Here is an 18894-nt window from a genome sequence, read left to right on the forward strand (position 1 = left end):
GGGCCGTCGGGCCCGGTGAGGTTTTCACAGACGCTGGTCAGGAGGAAGGGCCCCGGAAGGGGTTACCGGATAAATGGACGTGAAGCGCTACTTCCGCGGACCACTGCTATGGGTCCTGTTGTTCGGTCTCTTGGTGGCCCTGGTCTTCTGGGGCGTCAACCCCAGTTCGTCCGACAAGGCCGACACTTCCAAGGTCATTTCTGCCATCGAGACCGGCAAGGTCAATTCCGCGAAGATCATCGACAAGGATCAGCGGATCGAGGTCACCCTCAACAAGGCCAACGGCGGCAAGAAGATGTCCGCCTCGTGGGTCGAGGGACAGGGGGTCGAGCTCCAGAAGCTGCTCCAGCAGCAGGCCGATGCGGGCAAGCTCCCCGGTAACTACAACGTCGAGGTGCCCAAGCAGAGCTTCTTCCTGAACCTGCTGTTCAGCCTGCTGCCCATCGTGGTGGTCGTGTTGATCTTCTTGTTCATCATGAACCAGATGCAGGGCGGCGGCTCGCGGGTGATGAACTTCGGCAAGTCCAAGGCCAAGTTGATCACCAAGGACACCCCCAAGACCACGTTCGCCGACGTGGCCGGGGCCGACGAGGCCATCGAGGAGCTGGAGGAGATCAAGGACTTCCTCCAGAACCCGGCCAAGTTCCAGGCCATCGGCGCCAAGATCCCCAAGGGCGTGCTGCTCTACGGCCCGCCCGGCACCGGTAAGACCCTGCTCGCCCGCGCCGTGGCCGGTGAGGCCGGGGTGCCGTTCTACTCGATCTCCGGCTCCGACTTCGTCGAGATGTTCGTCGGTGTCGGTGCCTCCCGGGTCCGTGACCTGTTCGAGCAGGCCAAGGCGAACGCTCCGGCGATCATCTTCATCGACGAGATCGACGCCGTCGGCCGGCACCGTGGCGCAGGCCTCGGCGGCGGGCACGACGAGCGTGAGCAGACGCTCAACCAGCTGCTGGTCGAGATGGACGGCTTCGACGTCAAGGGCGGCGTGATCCTGATCGCCGCCACCAACCGGCCCGACATCCTCGACCCGGCGCTGCTGCGGCCCGGCCGTTTCGACCGCCAGGTCGTCATCGACCGGCCCGACCTCGAGGGCCGTAAGGGCATCCTGCGGGTGCACGGGCGCGGCAAGCCGTTCGCGCCGGACGTCGAGCTGGACATCATCGCCCGGCGGACCCCCGGGTTCACCGGCGCCGACCTGGCCAACGTGATCAACGAGGCGGCCCTGCTGACCGCCCGGTTCGATCGCCGGCAGATCGACATGGCCACGCTCGAGGAGTCCATCGACCGCGTCATGGCGGGCCCGGAGCGCAAGACCCGGGTCATGTCCGAGTCCGAGAAGAAGATCATCGCTTACCACGAGGGTGGTCACGCTCTGGTGGCGCACGCGCTGCCGAACGCCGACCCCGTGCACAAGGTGACGATCCTGCCGCGCGGCCGGGCGCTGGGTTACACCATGACCCTGCCGATGGAGGACAAGTTCCTCACCACCCGTTCGGAGATGACCGACCAGCTGGCGATGCTGCTGGGCGGCCGTACGGCCGAGGAGCTGGTCTTCCACGAGCCGACCACCGGTGCCGCCAACGACATCGAGAAGGCCACCTCGATCGCGCGCAACATGGTCACCGAGTACGGCATGAGCGAGCGGCTGGGCGCCCGTAAGTTCGGCACCGGCCAGGGTGAGGTCTTCCTCGGCCGCGACATGGGACACGAGCGCGACTACTCCGAGGACATCGCCTCGGCGATCGACGACGAGGTCCGCCGCTACATCGAGTCGGCGCACGACATGGCCTGGGAGATCCTGGTCCGTTACCGCGACGTGCTCGACGACCTCGTGCTCCAGCTCATGGACAAGGAGACCCTGACCAAGGACCAGGTGCTCGCGGTCTTCGCGCCGATCGAGAAGCTCCCGCTGCAGAAGTCCTACACGGGCTACGGCAAGCGGGTGCCCTCGGACCGGCCGCCGGTCCTGACGCCCAAGGAGCTGGCCCTGATGGGCCCCAAGGACGTCGCGGACCTGACCAAGAGCCAGGGCAACGGCCAGGCCACCTCGGGATCCGTGCCCGATTCCGTACAGGGTGAGCACGAGAGCTGATCGACGTGACCCTGGTACCCGACGAGCCGGTGGTCGAAGCCGGTGATTCCGGCTTCGACCACCCTCGCATCGAACGTGCGGTACGCGAGATCCTGATCGCGATCGGGGAGGACCCCGACCGCGACGGGCTGCGTGCCACCCCCGCCCGGGTCGCCCGCGCCTACGCGGAGCAGTTCGCGGGGCTGCGGCAGACCCCCGAAGACGTGCTGACGACGGTGTTCGAGGGCGATCACGACGAGATGGTCCTGGTCAAGGACATCGAGCTCTACTCGACCTGCGAGCACCATCTGGTGCCCTTCCACGGGCTCGCCCACGTCGGCTACACCCCCAACAAGCAGGGACACATCACCGGGCTGTCCAAGCTGGCCCGCCTGGTGGACGTCTACGCCCGCCGCCCCCAGGTCCAGGAGCGGCTGACCAGCCAGATCGCCGACGCGCTGATGCGGGTCCTGGAGCCCCGGGGCGTCATCGTGGTGGTCGAGGCCGAGCACCTGTGCATGACCATGCGCGGGGTGCGCAAACCGGGTGCCAAGACCGTGACGTCGGCCGTTCGCGGCGACTTCCGGGAGCACTCCGAGACCCGCGCCGAGGCGATGAGCCTCATCCTCGGCCGGCCGTAGCCCGCCAGGACCCGCCCTGGGCCCCGGTGGCCCCGGCCGGTCCGTGACTGTCACTCCGGGGCTCCTGGGATCCCGTCCGGACCCGTACCACACTGTGTTGGCCGAGCCGCGCGTCGAGGGAGCGTAACGGAACCGGAGTCGTCGCGTCCGTTCTAGTGTTGAGTGTGATGGATGTGGCCTTGCCGTCCCGTTCCGGCCTCGTCGGCGGGGAGGCGGGGAAGGGCGGGGCTGGTTAGTCTTTGGGGCCGTGATGGTGGAGACGAAGCACGAGGGCCCGGACGGCGCCAGGCCAGAGACCGCGGGCGCCGCGGTCGACCGCAGGCGGCGGCGCCGGTGGGTTCCGGCGGTCGCGGGCTGGCTGGCGATGCTCACCGGGCTGGTGGACGTCGTCGGGGGGATGGCCCCCGAGTGGCACCACCGGATGCTCAAGGCCACCGAGATCATCCCGGGCGCCCTCAGCAACGCGGCCCGCACGGCCACGGTGATCACCGGGCTGGTCCTGCTCCTGCTGTCGCACGCCCTCCGCCGCCGTAAGCGCCGGGCCTGGCGCGCCGTCGTGGTGCTGCTGGCCGTGAGCATCGTCTTCCACGTGGTGAAGAACCTCGCCATCGCCGAGGCGGTGATCACGGCCGTCATGCTCGGCGCGCTGATCCACTACCGGGGTGAGTTCTACGCGGTCGGGGATCCGCGGACCCGGTGGCGGGCGCTCTACACCGGGGGCCTGCTCGCCGCGGCCAGCGTCGTGATCGGCCTGGTCTTCATCGCGTTCAACTCCCGCTACCTCGCCGGCGACTACTCCTTCACCGAGCGGCTGCGGCACGTCCTGATGGGCCTGTTCGGCCTGCACGGGCCGGTCACCTTCACCTCGGACCGGCGCGACGATCTCTTCAGCCTGATGCTGGGCGCGCTGGGCATGTTCACCGGGCTGGTCGCGGTCTTCCTGTTCCTGCGGCCGGCCGAGCCCGCCCCGGCGCTGTCGGCGGAGGACGAGGAGAAGATCCGCGACCTGCTCGCCAAGCAGGGGCACCGGGACTCCCTCGGCTACTTCTCCCTCCGCCGGGACAAGAGCGTCATCTGGTCGCCCACCGGCAAGTCCTGCATCACCTACCGGGTCGTCTCGGGGGTGATGCTGGCCGGGGCGGACCCGCTCGGTGACCCGGAGGCCTGGCCCGGCGCCATCCACGCGTTCATGGAGGAGGCCGACCGGCACGCCTGGGTGCCGGGCGTGATGGGCTGCAGCGAGCACGGCGCCGAGGTGTGGTGCCGGGAGACCGGGCTGAGCGCGCTCGAACTCGGCGACGAGGCCATCGTGGACGCCTCCGAGTTCAGCCTCGAGGGCCGCGCGATGCGCAACGTGCGGCAGATGGTCAACCGGGTCGCCCGGCAGGGCTACAAGGCGGAGGTGCGGCGCGAGCGGGACTTCGCACCGGACGAGCTCAAGGCCCTGTGGGATCAGGCCAACACCTGGCGCGGCAGCGACACCGAGCGCGGGTTCTCGATGGCCCTCGGCCGGGTCGGGGAGCACGGCGACGGCGAGTGCGCCATCGCGACCGCCGTCAAGGACGGTGAACTCCACGCCTTCCTGCATTTCGTCCCCTGGGGCGAGGACGGGCTCTCCCTGGACCTCATGCGCCGGGACCGTGCCGCCCAGCCGGGCCTCAACGACTACCTGATCGTCGAGGCGCTCAAGGCCGCCCCCGCGCTGGGCGTCAAGAAGGTCTCGCTCAACTTCGCGGTCTTCCGGGCCGCGCTGGCCCGGGGGGAGCGGATCGGCGCCGGCCCCGTGCTGCGGGCCTGGCGGGGGCTGCTGGTCTTCCTGTCGCGCTGGTTCCAGATCGAGTCGCTGTACAAGTTCAACGCCAAGTTCCAGCCGGTCTGGGAGCCGCGCTTCTTCGTCTATCCGGGGCTCAACGACGCCCCGCGGATCGCGCTGGCCGCCCTCGAGGCGGAGGCCTTCATCGTCTGGCCCAGGCTGCGGGTGCCCGGCTGGCGGCGCCCTCCGAAGCTGCCCGCCGGAGGGCCGTCTCCAGTGGCCCAGGGGGCGGACGGGGAAGACTCCGCCAAGGCATAGGCTGTTCGCCATGACCGACAGCGTCGTGGCGGGGCGGCCTGATCCAGGCCGCTGCCTCGTCATGGGCGTGGTCAATGTGACCCCCGACTCCTTCTCCGACGGCGGCTCCTGGTTCGACCCGGAGGCGGCGGTCCGGCACGGGCTGGAGCTCGTCGCCGAGGGGGCCGATCTGGTGGACGTGGGCGGCGAATCGACCCGTCCGGGAGCCCAGCGGGTGTCGCTGTCCGAGGAGCTGCGCCGGGTGGTCCCCGTCGTCGAGGCGCTGGCCGCCGAGGGCGTGCAGGTGAGCGTGGACACGATGCGGGCCGAGGTCGCCGAGGCGGCGGTGCTGGCCGGGGCCGGTCTGGTCAACGACGTCAGCGGCGGGCTGGCCGATCCGGAGATGCCGCAGATCGTGGCGAAGACCGGCGCGCGCTACGTCGTGATGCACTGGCGCGGGCACAGCCATGACATGCAGTCCCGGGCCCACTACGACGACGTCGTACGAGAGGTCACCGACGAGCTGCGACGCCGTACGGAGGCGGTCGTCGAGGCGGGCGTCGACCCCTCCAAGATCGTGCTGGACCCGGGGCTGGGGTTCGCCAAGCGGCCCGAGCACAACTGGGCGCTGCTGGCGCATTTCGCCGCCCTCCGGGCCCTGGGCTTCCCGGTCCTCATCGGAGCCTCTCGCAAGGGTTTCCTGGGCAGGTTGCTGGCGGCGCCCGACGGCACGCCGCGGCCCTTCACCGGCTGTGACGACGCCACCCTGGCCATCACCTCGATCGCCGCCGCGAGCGGCGCCTGGTGCGTACGCGTGCACAATGTGCGGCCCAATGCCGATGCCGTGAGGATCGCCGCTGCCATCGGAGCCGCCCGGTGAGCGCTAGCAGGCGAGCGGAAGTGAGTACATGAGCACTGTCACCGACCTGGAGGCCGCGAACGCCGAGTTCTACATGGCGTTCGAGCAGGCCGATCTGGACCGCATGTCGGCGCTGTGGGCGGACGGGCCGTACGCGGCCAGCGCCACCTGCGTGCATCCGGGGTGGCCCATGCTCCGGGGACGTGACGAGGTGCTGCGGTCCTGGGCGCTGATCATGGCGAACACGCCGTACATCCAGTTCGTGCTGACCGACGTGATGACCGAGGTGCACGGTGACCAGGCGGTCGTGACCTGCTCGGAGAACATCCTCACCGCCGACGAGGAGACCGAGACGGGGTTCCTGGCCGGGGGCCGGGTGGTGACGACCAACATCTTCGTGCGCTCGGAGGGGCAGTGGCGGCTGTGGCTGCACCACGGTTCGCCGGTGCTCAACCAGATCGAGGACGACGAGTGACCCTCCCCGTGCGCCACCTGGGCCCCGCAAGCCGCGCGACGGCGATGAGCCGTGCGGGGCGCGGCGTGCGCCGTGAGGGGCGCGCCATGAGCTGTGAGGGGCGCGGCGTGCGCTGGACCGAGGAGCGCGCGGAGCGAGGCACGAGCGAGCACGCGACGAGGGAAGCGTGCGCCATCCAGGCGCCCCGAACCGCGCGAGCGGAGCGAGCGCAATGAACTCAGACCGGATCGAGCTGCGCGGGCTGCGGGCCAGGGGCCGGCACGGCGTGCTGCCGGCGGAGCGGGAGCTCGGCCAGGAGTTCGTCGTCGACGTGGTCCTCGGGCTGGACGTCCGTCCGGCCGCGGCCGGGGATGATCTGTCGCGTACCGTCGATTATGGGACACTTGCCGGTCGGCTGGTCGGAGTGGTCGAGGGAGATCCGGTGGATCTTCTCGAGACGCTCGCCGAGCGGCTGGCGGGCGTATGCCTGGATGATCCCAAGGTGGAGCAGGTGGAGGTGACGGTGCACAAACCGAGCGCCCCCATCGCCCATCCGTTCGCGGACGTGGCCGTGTCGATCCACCGCACGCGGTCCTGAGACCGCGGCGGACCGGCCCGGGACACCGCACCGAACGTCGCCAGAGCCCCACGAGACCTAGAACCCACGAGACCCCACAGACCCACGAGACCCCAGAGACCGCAGGCCGAGAACAGACCGCAGAAACAGCACGAGGCCAGTACAGCCAGGAGCCGCCCATGACAGCGTCCGATCCGCCTCAGCCCGACCGCACCCCGACCGGTGGGCACCTGCTGTCCCGGCAGCGCACCGTGCTGTCCCTCGGCAGCAATCTCGGTGACCGCATGGACAACCTGCAGGAGGCCATCGACGCGCTCTTCGACGCGCCCGGCCTGACCTTCGTGGCCCTGTCGCCGGTCTACGAGACCGCGCCGTGGGGCGGCATCGAGCAGTCCGACTTCCTCAACGTCGTGGTGCTGGCCGACACCCGGATCCCGCCGGAGCGGCTGCTCGAGCGGGTGCTCAGCATCGAGGACGCGATGCGGCGCGAACGGGTGATCCGCTGGGGTCCCCGGACGCTCGACATCGACATCGTGACCTTCGGCGACATCGTCTCCGACGATCCCGAACTCACCCTGCCGCATCCGCACGCCCACGAACGGGCGTTCGTGCTGGTGCCGTGGGCGGCCATCGACCCCGACGCGGTCCTGCCCGGACGCGGGTCCGTGACCGAGCTGGTCGCCGCGGTCGGCACCGGCGGCGTCACCCGCCGGGACGAGCTGACCTTGCAGCCGCCGGCGTGAAGCCCACCAGGCCCGTGATCCTGGTCGTCCTCGCGGTCGCCGTCGCGGCGGTCACGTGGGCGGTACTGGGTTTCACGTACGTGTCGCTGCCCCCGATGCCCTGGACCGCCGTGCCGACGCTGCTGCTGCTCGCGCTGGGCGAGGCCGCGACCGGGGTGAACATCCGGGCGCGCATCCAGCGCAAACCCGACACCAAACCGGTGGAGCCGCTGGTCGTCGTACGGATGGCGGCGCTCGGCAAGGCCAGTGCGCACGCCGCCGCGGCGCTGGTCGGGCTCTTCGGCGGCTTCGTGGGCTACCTCGGGTCGTCCCTGGACAAGCCCACCCCGCGCAGCGACTTCTTCGTCTGCACGGGGACCTTCCTGGCCGCCCTGGTCCTGGTCGGTGCCGCCCTCTTCCTGGAGTACTCCTGCCGGGTCCCCAAGCGGCCCGAAGAGGAGGAGAACCGGCTCCCCTGAGGGCTCCCCGCCCGATCGCCCGGTATGGCATCCTTCGTGCCATCCGCGTTACCGAGGGCGTGCGGGCACGACAGAGGGGGCCGTATGGTGGCGCCGGCGTACGCACCCGTACGCGTGTTCGGGGTGCTGCGGGGGGTCTGGCTGGCGGGCACGGCGCTGCTCTCGGCAGCCGCCTTCGCCGCGGCCATCGCGCTGGCGCCGGAGGGGTCCGCGGCGCCCGGCCGCTCGCTGGCCCTGCTGCTCTTCCTCGGCTCGTCGGTGCACGTCGCCGCCACGGCCTGGTTCTACCTGCTACCGGAGATCCGCGGCCATGCCCGGGCGCACAAGGGCCGGTACGTCATCGCGCCGATCGCGCTGATCCTCGGTACGGCGCTGGCCGCGGCCGTGGTGCCGGCCGGGTGGGTCACCTGGGCCCTGCTCGCCTACTTCGCCTGGCAGTTCTTCCACTTCCAGAAGCAGAACCTGGGGCTGGCGGCGCTGGCCGGAGTGGCCCAGGGCAGCGGGTCCCTGCGGCGGCCGGAACGCCAGGGCATCGTGATCGCCGGGGTCGGCGGCATCGCCGGGCTGGTGGTCCACCCGGACCTGCTCCAGCTCGCCCTCGACGCGCACGTCCGATTCCTGTTCCCGGTGGCGGGCGCGGTCTTCGTGGCCGGGGTCGCGATCGGCCTCTACGCCCTGACCCGGCGGGACCGGCGGCCGCCCGGCTTCCTGATCATCTATCTGATCTCGCTGCTGTTCTTCGGGCCGGTCTTCCTCTTCACGTCCCCGTACGCGGCCGTGGCCGGGCTGGTCGTGGCACACGGCTACCAGTACCTGCTGATCGTCGGCCTGGTCGCCGGGGCGCCGCGGCGGGGGCGGTCCGGGCTGATCGGGCTGGCGGTCATGTTGAGCGTGGCGCTCGCCGGCGGGCTGGCGCTGAGCTACGCCTCGCACCTGCACGGTTCGCCGATGGCCCTGGAACGGGCGCTGTACGGGGCGTACCTGGGCGCGGTGATGGCGCACTTCGTCATCGACGCGGGGCTCTGGCGGCTGCGTGACGAGTTCCCCCGCCGGTTCCTCACGGCCAACCTGCCGTACCTGCTACGGCCCTGACGGGCACCGGCGGTGGCCCGTGCCGGGTCAGCCTCCGCCGCAGCCGCCGGCCGCCCCCGCGGGGCCGGCGACGAACAGCACGAACCCGATGACCCCGGCCATGATCACGGCCAGGGTGGCGAGGGCCGCGACCACGCCGAACACCGCTCGCCGGGCACCCGACCGCCCGGTGCGCGGCGCGGTGGACCAGGGCTGGGAGGCGTCCCACGGCTGGGAGGCGTCCCAGCTGCCGTGGAAGCTGGTGTACGGCGGCACGGCCGCATCGGTGGGGGATGCCCATTCGTCCACGGCCGCCACGTTCGCTCCCTTGTTGGTCTCTCAGACATAAGACGTGAGGGAAGCCCGAGTGGTTCACGCTATTTGTCGATGTCCCCCACGACGAAGAACATCGAGCCCAGAATCGCGATCATGTCGGCGATCAGCGTGCCGGGCAGCAACTCCGACAGCACCTGGATGTTGTTGTACGAGGCGGAGCGGAGCTTCATCCGCCACGGGGTCTTCTCGCCGCGCGAGACCAGGTAGTAGCCGTTGATGCCGAGCGGGTTCTCGGTCCAGGTGTAGATGTGGCCCTCGGGCACCTTCAGCACCTTCGGCAGCCGTACGTTGATCGGCCCGGGGGGCAGCTCGGCCAGCCGGTCCAGACAGGCGTCGGCGAGGTCCAGCGAGGCGTGGACCTGGTCGAGCAGGCACTCGAAGCGGGACAGGCAGTCGCCGTCGGTGCGGGTGACGACCCGCACGTCGAGGTCCCCATAGGCGAGGTACGGCTCGTCGCGGCGCAGATCGAAGTCCACGCCGGAGGCGCGCGCGATGGGTCCGGACACGCCGTACTGCAGGATCTGCTCGCGGGTGAGCACCCCGACCCCGCGGGTGCGGGCCCGGAAGATCTCGTTGCCCATGATGAGGTCGGCGATCTTGCCCATCCGGGCCCGTACGCCGTGCACCGTCGTGCGGGCACGGCCGAGCCAGCCGGCGGGCAGGTCCTCCTTGAGACCGCCGACCCGGTTGAACATGTAGTGCATGCGGCCGCCGGAGATCTCCTCCATGACGCGCTGCAGTTCCTCGCGCTCCCGGAAGGCGAAGAAGATCGGGGTGATCGCGCCGACCTCGAGCGGGTAGCTGCCCAGGAACATCAGATGGCTGAGCACCCGGTTGAGCTCGGCCAGCAGCGTCCGCGCCCAGACGGCGCGCTCGGGCACCTCCATGCCGAGCATGCGCTCCGCCGCCAGGACCACGCCCAGCTCGCTGGAGAAGGCGCTCAGCCAGTCGTGCCGGTTGGCGAGCATGATGATCTGGCGGAAGTCGCGCACCTCGAACAGCTTCTCGGCGCCCCGGTGCATGTAACCGATCATCGGCTCGGCCGCCGAGATGCGCTCACCGTCCAGGAGCAGCCGCAGCCGCAGCACTCCGTGCGTGGACGGATGCTGCGGGCCGATGTTGAGGATCATGTCCTCGGTGGCGAGCTCCTTGGCCCCCACCCCGATCCCGACTGTGCGTGTCGTCGTCATGGGCGTCCGCTCGGCGTGGTCACACTTCATCGTGCCACGATCAGGTGTCGCAATACCCCATGGGTTTCCGGTTGACTGTCCCCCGATGGATTCCAGCCGGCGTGAGCCTCCCCCAGACCGGTCCGTGCCGCCCGAGCCGCCCGCCGGACCGGCGGCCGAGCCGCCCGCCGAACCCCCCGCCGCGCCCGAGGCGCCCGAGGCGCCCCCACCCTCCGCCATGATCATGCAATCGTTCGACGAACGATTGCATGATCACGGCGGGGAGGCGGGCGGCGGGTCGCCGGACGCGGCGTTCGCACCACCGGAGGGCACGGCCTGGTATCGGGTCTCCAGGCGCTACACCTGGCACCGCCGGATCACGGTCGTGCTGTGGGCGGTGCCGATCGCGCTCGTCGGGGCCCTGATCGTCGCGCAGAGCGGGGGACCGGTGGGGGCGGGCGTCTGGCTGCTGGCGGTGGTCATCTCCTGCGGGCTCGGCTGGATCGTGACCGAGCTGGCGTACCGCTCCTGGGGCTTCGCCGAACGCCCGGACGACCTGCTGGTGACCAACGGGGTCTTCGTCAGGCGCCTGGTCGTCGTGCCCTACGGCCGGATGCAGTTCGTGGACGTGACCGCGGGCCTGCTGGAGCAGTGGCTCGGCGTGGCGACCGTACGCCTGCACACCGCGGCGGCGGCCACCGACGCCCGCATCCCCGGGCTGCCGGCCGCGGAGGCCGCCGGGCTCCGCGACCGGCTGGCACAGCGCGGTGAAGCCAGGGCCGGCGGACTGTGACCGAGCCCCATCCCCCCGACCCGCAGCGCCCGCCCCCCGGCCCGCCCGCGCCGGACGCGCCGGGCACGGGTCCGCCCGGCCATGGAGCCCCCGGCCATGGAGCCCCCGGCCATGGAGCCCCCGGTCAGGGAGTGCCCGGCCAGGGCTCACCGGGGCCGGGCCGGCCGACCTTCATGCCGCCCGGTTACGGCCTCGGCGGGTACGGCCCGCCCGGCGGCCCTTCACCCGGGGGTCCTCCACCGGGGTACGGACGCCCGGGGTACGGACAGCCCGGGCATCGGCCCTCAGGGCAGGGACCAGCCGGGTACGGGCGACCTGGATACGGACAGCCGGGTTCTGGACCATCTGGGTATGGGCCCGCTGGCGGAGGGCCCCCTGGGTATGGACGGCCTGGATACGGGCCGCAGGGCTTCGTGCCGCCCGGCGGGCGGCCGCCGTGGCATGGGCCGGCCCCGGTGCGGTTCGGGGTGGGCACGCACCGGCTGCACTGGGCCACCGCCCCGCTGCGCTCGTTCACCATCCTGGTCATCTACTTCGTGCTGATCGGGTTCTCCCTGCTGCTGTCGCGGTCGGAGGACGGGGTGACGCTGGACATCACCCCGGAGGTGCTCCTGCGCTTCATGATCGTGACGGTTCCGGTGGCCGTGATCGCCATGCTGACCGGGCTGTGGGTGTGGGGGGCGCTGCGGTTCTGGATCGGCGGGGACGATCTGATCGTCGAGACCGGGATCGTACGCAGGCGCAAGCGGCAGGTGCCGGTGTCGCGCATCCAGGCCATCGACGTGGTGCGGCCGCTCATCACCCGGGTGTTCGGCCTGGCCGAGGTGCGGGTGGAGATGGCCGGTGGTGACCAGGGCGAGATCGCGCTGCGGTACCTGGGCAAGTCCGCCGCCCACCAGCTGCGCGCCGAGCTGCTCGCCCGCGCGGCCGGGCTGCCCGGCCACACCCCGGAGGCGCCGGAGCGGCCGTTCTGGCGGGTGGGGTTCGGCTCGCTGCTCGGTGCGCTGATCCTGCGGCTCCCGGTGATCGGCACGGGCCTGCTGTTCCTGGTCCTGCTCGTCGGCGGCATCGCCTACGCCGAGCCGGGCGTGCTCGGTGCCGCCGTCCCGGCCCTGCTGGGCCTGCTGAGGGCCCTGGTGGCCCCCTTGATCATGTACGGCAACTTCACGGCGGCCACCTCGCCGGACGGCCTGCGGCTGCGGTACGGGCTGCTGGAGACCCGGATGCAGACGGTGCCGCCGGGCCGGGTGCAGGCGGTGCGCATCGTGGAGCCGCTGCTGTGGCGGTCGTTCGGCTGGGCCCGGGTGGAGGTCACCGTCGCCGGCTACGCGGGGGAGCGCCAGGCCCTGTCATCGGTGCTGCTGCCGGTCGCCCCGCGCCATGTCGCCCTCTACCTGGCCGACCTGGTCTTCCCCGGTGCGCGGGTGGGCGCCGTACCGCTGCTGCCGGCCTCGACCAGGCGGTTCTCCATGACCGCCGCGGGCACCGACGACGTCGTTTTCGTCTCCCGGCGCGGAGCAGTCTGCCGGAGTCTCGACGTGATCGCGCACGCCCGGGCGCAGAGCGTACGGCTCACCGCCGGCCCGCTCCAGCGGCTGCTGAAGGTGGGCACCGTGCACGTCGACGCCCCGCCCGGCCCGGTGCAGGTGGCGGCGGTAGACCGGGAGCTGGCCGAGGCCCGCGCCATCCTCGACTCCACCGTCGGCCGTGCCCGCGCCGCTCGTGCCGGTGCCGGCCCCGGCCGCTGGCCCCGTCTCCCCGCGTGATCCTCCAGGGAAATATGGTGGCGACATGGGCGATGTGGCTTATGACCCGTTTTCTCCGGAGTTCGTAGCGAATCCGTACCCGGCGTACGCGGTGCTCCGGCAGGAGCGTCCGGTCTTCTTCCACGAGCCGACGGGCCAATGGGTGATCACTCGGTACGCCGACGTGAACGCGCTGCTGCGGGATCGGCGGCTGGGCCGTTCCTACCTGCACGTCGCCTCGCACGAGGAGTTCGGGCGGCTCGCCGAGCCCGAGTTCCTGCGGCCGTTCTGGGACCTGATCAGGGCCGGGATGCTCGACGTCGAACCGCCCGTGCACACCCGGCTCCGCCGGCTGGTCGCCAAGGCCTTCACCCCGCGCATGGTCGAGGGCCTGCGGCCGATGATCGGGCGGCTGGCCGGCGAACTCGTCGGCGGGCTGGTGGCCAAGGGCGGCGGCGACCTGCTGGCCGAGGTCGCCGAGCCCCTGCCGGTGACGGTCATCGCGGAGATGCTGGGGGTGCCCGAGGTCGACCGGGCCCGGTTGCGGCCGTGGTCGCGCGACATCTGCGGGATGTACGAGCTCGACCCGTCGCCGCGGACGCAGGAGCTCGCCGTCCGGGCGGCCACCGAGTTCTCGGACTATCTGCGCGCGCTGGCCTCGGATCGGCGCGCGAACCCGCGCGACGACCTGATCAGCGCGCTGGCCCAGGTGATGGACGACGGCGACCGGCTGACCGAGGACGAGCTGATCGGCACCTGCGTGCTGCTGCTCAACGCCGGCCACGAGGCCACCGTCAACGCGACCGGAAACGGCTGGCGGTCGCTGCTGCATGAGCCGGCGGAGCTGGCCCGGCTGCGCGAGGACCCCGCGCTCGTGCCCACGGCGGTGGACGAGCTGCTGCGATACGACACCCCCGCGCCGATGTTCGAGCGCTGGGTCCTGGAGGACATCGAGGTCGCCGGAGTGCGCATCCCGCGTGGTTCGGAGGTGGCGCTGCAGTTCGCCTCGGCCAACCGGGACCCGGCGGTCTTCGCGGACCCTGACCGGCTGGACGTCGCCCGCGATCCCAACCCGCACATCAGCTTCGGCCTGGGCATCCACTACTGCCTGGGCGCCCCGCTGGCCCGTATCGAGCTGGCCGAGTCCATGCGCGCCGTCCTCCGGCTGGCCCCCGGCCTGGCCCTCGCCGAGGAGCCCGCGTGGAAGCCCGGCTTCGTGCTGCGCGGCCTGGAGTCCCTGCGCGTCACGGTCTGACTTCCGCCGCACGGCGGATCCCCGCTCCGGGGACCCGCCGTGCCCACCCGGCTAGCGGATGGCGTAGGCGTTGACGACCGTCTCGGTCACGCCGTTGCCCTTGGTGTCCTTGACCTTGGCGCGCAGCGACACGAAGCCCGGCCCGCCGGGGTTGGTCACCTTGGCCAGCCAGCGGGCGCCGCTCTGCTTGAGCTGCACCTTCCTCCAGGTCGTGCCGCCGTTGAAGGACGCCTCGAGGGAGAGGGCCTTCACCGGGCTCTTGGCGCCGGGCCCGGAGACCGACAGTGCCACGGTGGTGGCGGAGCCCCGCGCCGCGCTGTTGTTCCCGTCGAGTCCCCAGGGGGCCAGACCCGCCCAGATGAGCCGCGGAGAGCCGTGCGAGAGACCGTCGGCGTACCCGTGGGTCTTGAAATTCCAGACCGCCGAGACCTTGCTCGAGAGGCCGGGGCCGGGCTTCCTGGCCGCGTTGAGCTTGAGCGTGTACCAGTACGGCGTCGTGGACAGCAGCACCTTCTTGTCGCCCGTGCTCTGGGCGATCAGCTTGGCGCCCCGGTAGAGCCGGACCTGTTTGGTCGCGGCGGAGAGCCCTCCGCCCAGACCGGGCGAGCTGAGCACGGTCCGCGGCCAGAGCCAGAGATACCGCCCGTCCAGCCCGGTGCCGATCGCGGGCTCCCAGGCGGCGGCCCGGTAGGTCTCGCTGGAGGAGGCGGCCTTGTACGGGGAGCCGGCGTAGATCCGCTTGCCGCCGGAGCCGTACGGGCCCGAGGACTGGATCAGCGTGTGCCACATGCCCGGGGAACGGTAGCTCGTGATGCGGGCGGGCAGCGCCCCGAACTCGGTCGTCGCGGTGGCGGGCAGGCTGCCGCCCGACTGCGTCGCGGCGGTCAGCCCCAGCCTCCCGGCCTCACCCGCACCGGACGAGCGGATGGTGACGCCGACCCGCGCCAGTTTGGACTTGGCGAAGGCGAAGCTGGGATTGGCGGGAAGGCTTCCCTTGACCGTTCGGGTGAGGTCGTACCGGTAGGGGCTCGGCTGCTGAGGTGACGACCCCTGCTTCTCGAGTTCGGCGTAGGCGAAGAGAGTCAGATATTTGCTGGTGGTGGGGATGAGATAGGTCTGGTCGACCGGCACCTGATCGGCGATCGGATTGAGTGCCCACGTCGGGCCGACCAGCGGCACCAGCTGCAGGAGCCGGGTCTCGGCCGTGGGGTCGTCGATCGAGAACCGCACCTTGTGGCCCTGCCGGGCGTCGAACACGACCTTGGTGTCGCGGGACAGCGAGATGACCCGCACGCCCAGGGTCTCGGTGCCGTCCTCACTCCAGATCGTCGAGGCGACGCTGTAGGTGCCGGCCGGGACCTGTACGGTGCGGCCCGGACCGACGTCGTAGCCGTCGCTGGTCTGGACGTTGACCAGATGGGCGTCGACGGCGATGGACCGGCCACCGCGATCGATGGCCTGAACGGAGATACCGTGCTTCACCGCCGCGTTCGCGGTGCCAACGCCCGCGGTGACCGCTCCTGCAGACAGGAGCGTCACTCCGATGACGGACGAGGTTCGAATATGCATTTGCTCCCCGTTTATGCGGAATTAACAGGGGTGAAGTCTGATGATCAAGCTGGGTTCGCGTCAAGCGGATAGGCCGATCTTCCGCACCGGCCGGCGCTCGTCCAGCCGGCCGTTCAGCCCAGTCGTTCAGTGCAGCCGTTCAGTCGACGGGCAGCGGCGGGGGGATGGGGATGCCGGCGGACTGGACCAGCCAGCCGAAGCCGCCGAGCCCGGCGGGGTCGATGAGCTCGGCCTCCTCGCCGGCGGCGCAGAGGGCGGAGACGTACTCCCGGGGGTCGCGCCCGGCCAGTTCGATCGACGGCCGCGCTCCGGTGAGCCCCAGGGCGCGCAGAGCCGCGCGCTGGGTGGTCAGCAGGCTCGCGGTCGCCCCCGCGTCCACCCCCGCCGAGGCGCAGGCGTCCAGGGCCACATGAGCGGTCACGTCACAGGACCCGTCGGGGACCGCGGGCACCACATGGCCGTCCCGGTAGCCGGTCAGGCTTCCGCAGACCGGGCGGTCGCTCCGCTGGTGGGAGTAGTCGACGGCCACCGCCAGGCCCCGCCGCATCCGGCCGATCACCGACGTCCAGGCCGCGCAGCGGGTGCGCCCCACCTCCGCGCGGTCGCCCGGCTCCCGTAGCGGCCACCAGCGGTCCAGCCACGCGACGTCCTCGGGGGCGGGCGGCGGGCCGGCCCGCTCCGCGCCGGTACGGGGGTCGACGAGCACCAGCCGGGGCCCGGCGGGGGTCAGCTCGACCACATCGAGGGGGATGTTGTCGAGCCACTCGTTGGCCACCACCAGGCCGGTGATCTCCTCGGGTGGTTCCGTCAGCCAGCCGATCCCGGCGGGCAGGTCCGCCGGGCGCGCCGAGACCTCGACGGCCACCGGCGCGAGCCGTACGGCCAGCTCGGCGGGGACGGCGGAGCGGATCCCGGTGAGCAGGCTGCCGCAGCCGGCCCCGATGTCGACCAGGTCCAGCCGGGGCGGGTGGCCGAGCGTCTCGTCCACCGATTCCAGCAGCCGGGCGAACGCGACCGCGAAGCGGGCGGAGGCGTGCACGGAGGTGCGGAAGTGCGTGGCGGGTCGTTCCCTGCGGTAGAAACCGGTCTCGCCGTAGAGCGCCAGATCCATGGCCGTGCGCCAGGTCGTCGCGTTCGCACTGCCCACGAAGCCGAGGTTACCGCGCGCGGCCGGTGTTTCCCGATGCCATTCTGTGGTCGTACGCCGGGTCCGACCATCGGGGGACGTCAGCTGACCTCGGCGAACGTACGCTGTGGGGATGCTGAGGGCACTGTGGGCGTGGTCGCGCCGTCGGCAGCGGCTCATGGACGCGCTCCTCGTGTGCCCGCTGCTGTTCCTGTCCTCGCTGAACAACCCGGGGCTGCAACCCCGGCTGTTCGCCCTGTCTCCGCTCGATCTGGCGCTCTGCCTGCCGCTGATCTGGCGTCGCCGCCGGCCGAGGGCGGTGTTCGCCTTCATCGCCCTGGTCTGTTTCGCCCAGTGGCTGGCCGGCGTGACGACCGGCGCGTCCGATCTCGCGGTGCTGGTGGCGCTGTACACGGTGGCGGCGGAGTGCGCGTTCCGCTGGGGGCTGGCGGCGCTGTGCGTCACTCTGGCCGGCGGGGTGATGGAGGTCCTGCAGAACTGGGTCGGCGGGTGGCCGCGCAACTGGGAGCTCAACCGCGACGCCCTGCTGGCCATCACGGTCCTCAGCGTCGGCATCTGGGTGCTGGGCATCTACACCAGCATCCGCCGGGCGTACCTGCGCGGCCTGGAGGAGCGGGCCGCCCGGCTGGAACGCGAGCGCGACATCCAGGTAGAGATCGCGATGGCGGCCGAACGCGCCCGGATCGCCCGCGAGTTGCACGACGTGGTGGCGCACAACGTGAGCGTGATCGTGGTGCAGGCGGACGGCGCGACGTACACCATCGACACCGACCCGCTGCGGGCCAAGCGGGCACTGGAGGCGATCTCCCTCACCGGGCGGCAGGCGCTCACCGAGATGCGGCGGCTGCTCGGGGTGCTCCGGGACAACGGCGATTCCGGCCCGTACGCCCCCCAACCCGGCATGGAGCAGCTCACCGACCTCGTCGACCAGGTACGCGCGGCCGGGCTGCCGCTGGAGCTCACCATCGGCGGAGTGCCGCGGCCGCTGGAGCCGGGCATGCAGCTGACGCTCTTCCGGGTGGTCCAGGAGGCACTGACCAACACGCTGAAGCACGCGGGTCCGGCCGCGGCGGGACACGTCCGGCTGCACTACGGTGACGATGCGATCGAGGTGTGCGTCACCGACGACGGGCTCGGCGGCGCGGCGGCCGGGGACGGCCTCGGCCACGGCCTGGTCGGCATGCGCGAACGCGTCGCGCTCTTCGGCGGGACCGTCAGGACCGGCCCCGGAGCGGGCGGCGGCTTCGAGGTCGTGGCCCGGCTCCCCCTACGCGAAGGAGCACGCGCATGATCAGGGTGGTCTTGGTGGACGACCAGGAACTGGTGCGCGCCGGGTTCCGGATGGTCCTCGACGCGCAGGCCGACATCGAGGTGGTGGGCGAGGCCGGGGACGGCCTGCAGGCCGTGGACCTGCTGCGCCGCACCCGGGCCGACGTGGTCCTCATGGACGTGCGCATGCCGCGGATGGACGGCATCGCGGCCACCCGCCGGCTCGGCCCGGACGGGCCGAAAGTGATCATCCTGACCACGTTCGACCTGGACGAGTACGCGTTCTCGGCGCTCAAGGCCGGGGCCGGTGGATTCCTGCTCAAGGACGCCGGCCCGGTGCAGCTGATCGAGGCGATCCGGGCGGTGCACTCCGGTGACGCGGTCGTCGCGCCCAGCACGACCCGCCGGCTGCTCGACCGGTTCGCCCTCCACCTGCCGGACGAGGAACGGGCGCCCGACAAGGCCCTCGCGACGCTGACGGCGCGCGAGACCGAGGTGCTGCATCTGGTGGCGCGCGGGCTGTCGAACGCCGAGGTCGGGGCGCGCCTGTTCGTCTCCGAGGCGACGGTGAAGACGCATGTCGGTCGGATTCTGGCCAAACTGGGCTTGCGGGACCGGGTCCAGGCGGTCGTCTACGCATACGAGACCGGCCTCATCAAGAGCGGGCAAAACGACTACGAAGAGTAA

Annotated in this window: 18 protein-coding genes; 14 read left to right on the forward strand and 4 right to left on the reverse strand. The window is 71.4% G+C overall.

Annotation, left to right across the window (positions count from 1 at the left end; genetic code table 11):
* The first annotated feature begins 73 nt into the window (after nt 1-73).
* The 9 genes from ftsH to ACRYCC_RS00165 all read left to right on the forward strand — a co-directional run bounded on the left by ftsH (nt 74) and on the right by ACRYCC_RS00165 (nt 8945).
* Entirely contained in the window at nt 74-2092 is a 2019-nt protein-coding gene (gene ftsH / locus ACRYCC_RS00125; RefSeq protein ID WP_433807337.1) for an ATP-dependent zinc metalloprotease FtsH, read from the forward strand.
* A gap of 5 nt (nt 2093-2097) precedes the next feature.
* Entirely contained in the window at nt 2098-2712 is a 615-nt protein-coding gene (folE, locus tag ACRYCC_RS00130) for a GTP cyclohydrolase I FolE (protein ID WP_433807339.1), read from the forward strand.
* Nucleotides 2713-2962: 250 nt separating this feature from the next.
* On the forward strand, nt 2963-4783 hold the full coding sequence (locus ACRYCC_RS00135; RefSeq protein ID WP_433809878.1) for a GNAT family N-acetyltransferase: 1821 nt from the start codon (nt 2963-2965) through the stop codon (nt 4781-4783).
* A 10-nt stretch (nt 4784-4793) separates the two neighbouring features.
* A complete protein-coding gene (gene folP, locus ACRYCC_RS00140; protein ID WP_433807341.1) occupies nt 4794-5642 on the forward strand; it encodes a dihydropteroate synthase in 849 nt (282 codons plus the stop codon).
* Between the two features lie 28 nt (nt 5643-5670).
* Nucleotides 5671-6096 carry a nuclear transport factor 2 family protein gene (locus ACRYCC_RS00145; protein ID WP_433807343.1) on the forward strand — a complete coding sequence of 142 codons (426 nt, stop codon included), beginning with the start codon at nt 5671-5673 and terminating at the stop codon, nt 6094-6096.
* Between the two features lie 211 nt (nt 6097-6307).
* Nucleotides 6308-6673: a dihydroneopterin aldolase gene (folB, locus tag ACRYCC_RS00150; RefSeq protein ID WP_433807345.1), complete on the forward strand. Its 366-nt coding sequence runs from the start codon at nt 6308-6310 to the stop codon at nt 6671-6673.
* 158 nt (nt 6674-6831) lie between these two features.
* Nucleotides 6832-7395, forward strand: a complete 564-nt coding sequence (gene folK / locus ACRYCC_RS00155) for a 2-amino-4-hydroxy-6-hydroxymethyldihydropteridine diphosphokinase (RefSeq protein WP_433807347.1) — start codon at nt 6832-6834, stop codon at nt 7393-7395.
* On the forward strand, nt 7392-7853 hold the full coding sequence (locus ACRYCC_RS00160; protein WP_433807349.1) for a DUF3180 domain-containing protein: 462 nt from the start codon (nt 7392-7394) through the stop codon (nt 7851-7853). The genes folK and ACRYCC_RS00160 overlap by 4 nt, the downstream gene beginning before the upstream one ends.
* Nucleotides 7854-7937: 84 nt before the next feature.
* A complete protein-coding gene (locus tag ACRYCC_RS00165; RefSeq protein ID WP_433807351.1) occupies nt 7938-8945 on the forward strand; it encodes a hypothetical protein in 1008 nt (335 codons plus the stop codon).
* Nucleotides 8946-8972: 27 nt separating this feature from the next.
* Here ACRYCC_RS00165 and ACRYCC_RS00170 read toward each other — a convergent pair whose 3' ends face one another.
* On the reverse strand, nt 8973-9242 hold the full coding sequence (locus ACRYCC_RS00170; RefSeq protein ID WP_433807353.1) for a hypothetical protein: 270 nt from the start codon (nt 9240-9242) through the stop codon (nt 8973-8975).
* A 59-nt stretch (nt 9243-9301) separates the two neighbouring features.
* On the reverse strand, nt 9302-10450 hold the full coding sequence (locus ACRYCC_RS00175) for an NADH-quinone oxidoreductase subunit D (RefSeq protein ID WP_433807355.1): 1149 nt from the start codon (nt 10448-10450) through the stop codon (nt 9302-9304).
* An 85-nt stretch (nt 10451-10535) separates the two neighbouring features.
* Here ACRYCC_RS00175 and ACRYCC_RS00180 point away from each other — a divergent pair, with 85 nt between their 5' ends.
* The 3 genes from ACRYCC_RS00180 (at nt 10536) to ACRYCC_RS00190 (ending at nt 14222) form a co-directional block, all read left to right on the forward strand.
* A complete protein-coding gene (locus ACRYCC_RS00180) occupies nt 10536-11222 on the forward strand; it encodes a PH domain-containing protein (RefSeq protein ID WP_433807357.1) in 687 nt (228 codons plus the stop codon).
* 455 nt (nt 11223-11677) lie between these two features.
* Nucleotides 11678-12988: a PH domain-containing protein gene (locus ACRYCC_RS00185; protein ID WP_433807359.1), complete on the forward strand. Its 1311-nt coding sequence runs from the start codon at nt 11678-11680 to the stop codon at nt 12986-12988.
* Between the two features lie 25 nt (nt 12989-13013).
* Nucleotides 13014-14222 carry a cytochrome P450 gene (locus tag ACRYCC_RS00190; RefSeq protein ID WP_433807361.1) on the forward strand — a complete coding sequence of 403 codons (1209 nt, stop codon included), beginning with the start codon at nt 13014-13016 and terminating at the stop codon, nt 14220-14222.
* Nucleotides 14223-14273: 51 nt separating this feature from the next.
* On the opposite strand, the gene ACRYCC_RS00195 is transcribed toward ACRYCC_RS00190, so the two are convergent.
* Both ACRYCC_RS00195 and ACRYCC_RS00200 read right to left on the reverse strand, forming a co-directional pair.
* On the reverse strand, nt 14274-15791 hold the full coding sequence (locus ACRYCC_RS00195; RefSeq protein WP_433807363.1) for a hypothetical protein: 1518 nt from the start codon (nt 15789-15791) through the stop codon (nt 14274-14276).
* Between the two features lie 139 nt (nt 15792-15930).
* Nucleotides 15931-16938: an SAM-dependent methyltransferase gene (locus ACRYCC_RS00200; RefSeq protein WP_433807365.1), complete on the reverse strand. Its 1008-nt coding sequence runs from the start codon at nt 16936-16938 to the stop codon at nt 15931-15933.
* 112 nt (nt 16939-17050) lie between these two features.
* On the opposite strand from ACRYCC_RS00200, the gene ACRYCC_RS00205 reads away from it, so the two are divergent.
* Both ACRYCC_RS00205 and ACRYCC_RS00210 read left to right on the forward strand, forming a co-directional pair.
* Complete coding sequence (locus ACRYCC_RS00205; RefSeq protein ID WP_433807367.1) at nt 17051-18229, forward strand: sensor histidine kinase; 1179 nt, start codon at nt 17051-17053, stop codon at nt 18227-18229.
* Complete coding sequence (locus tag ACRYCC_RS00210) at nt 18226-18894, forward strand: response regulator (protein ID WP_433807369.1); 669 nt, start codon at nt 18226-18228, stop codon at nt 18892-18894. The genes ACRYCC_RS00205 and ACRYCC_RS00210 overlap by 4 nt, the downstream gene beginning before the upstream one ends.

The sequence above is a fragment of the Actinomadura scrupuli genome (assembly GCF_050971785.1).
Classification (GTDB): Bacteria; Actinomycetota; Actinomycetes; order Streptosporangiales; family Streptosporangiaceae; genus Actinomadura_E; species Actinomadura_E scrupuli.

Coding starts and splice junctions, on each gene's coding strand:
- ftsH (WP_433807337.1), top strand. CDS start 74: ATGGACGTGAAGCGCTACTTCCGCGGACCACTGCTATGGGTCCTGTTG.
- ACRYCC_RS00135 (WP_433809878.1), top strand. CDS start 2,963: ATGGTGGAGACGAAGCACGAGGGCCCGGACGGCGCCAGGCCAGAGACC.
- folP (WP_433807341.1), top strand. CDS start 4,794: ATGACCGACAGCGTCGTGGCGGGGCGGCCTGATCCAGGCCGCTGCCTC.
- ACRYCC_RS00145 (WP_433807343.1), top strand. CDS start 5,671: ATGAGCACTGTCACCGACCTGGAGGCCGCGAACGCCGAGTTCTACATG.
- folB (WP_433807345.1), top strand. CDS start 6,308: ATGAACTCAGACCGGATCGAGCTGCGCGGGCTGCGGGCCAGGGGCCGG.
- folK (WP_433807347.1), top strand. CDS start 6,832: ATGACAGCGTCCGATCCGCCTCAGCCCGACCGCACCCCGACCGGTGGG.
- ACRYCC_RS00165 (WP_433807351.1), top strand. CDS start 7,938: ATGGTGGCGCCGGCGTACGCACCCGTACGCGTGTTCGGGGTGCTGCGG.
- ACRYCC_RS00175 (WP_433807355.1), bottom strand. CDS start 10,450: ATGACGACGACACGCACAGTCGGGATCGGGGTGGGGGCCAAGGAGCTC.
- ACRYCC_RS00180 (WP_433807357.1), top strand. CDS start 10,536: ATGGATTCCAGCCGGCGTGAGCCTCCCCCAGACCGGTCCGTGCCGCCC.
- ACRYCC_RS00190 (WP_433807361.1), top strand. CDS start 13,014: ATGGGCGATGTGGCTTATGACCCGTTTTCTCCGGAGTTCGTAGCGAAT.
- ACRYCC_RS00195 (WP_433807363.1), bottom strand. CDS start 15,791: ATGCATATTCGAACCTCGTCCGTCATCGGAGTGACGCTCCTGTCTGCA.
- ACRYCC_RS00205 (WP_433807367.1), top strand. CDS start 17,051: ATGCTGAGGGCACTGTGGGCGTGGTCGCGCCGTCGGCAGCGGCTCATG.
- ACRYCC_RS00210 (WP_433807369.1), top strand. CDS start 18,226: ATGATCAGGGTGGTCTTGGTGGACGACCAGGAACTGGTGCGCGCCGGG.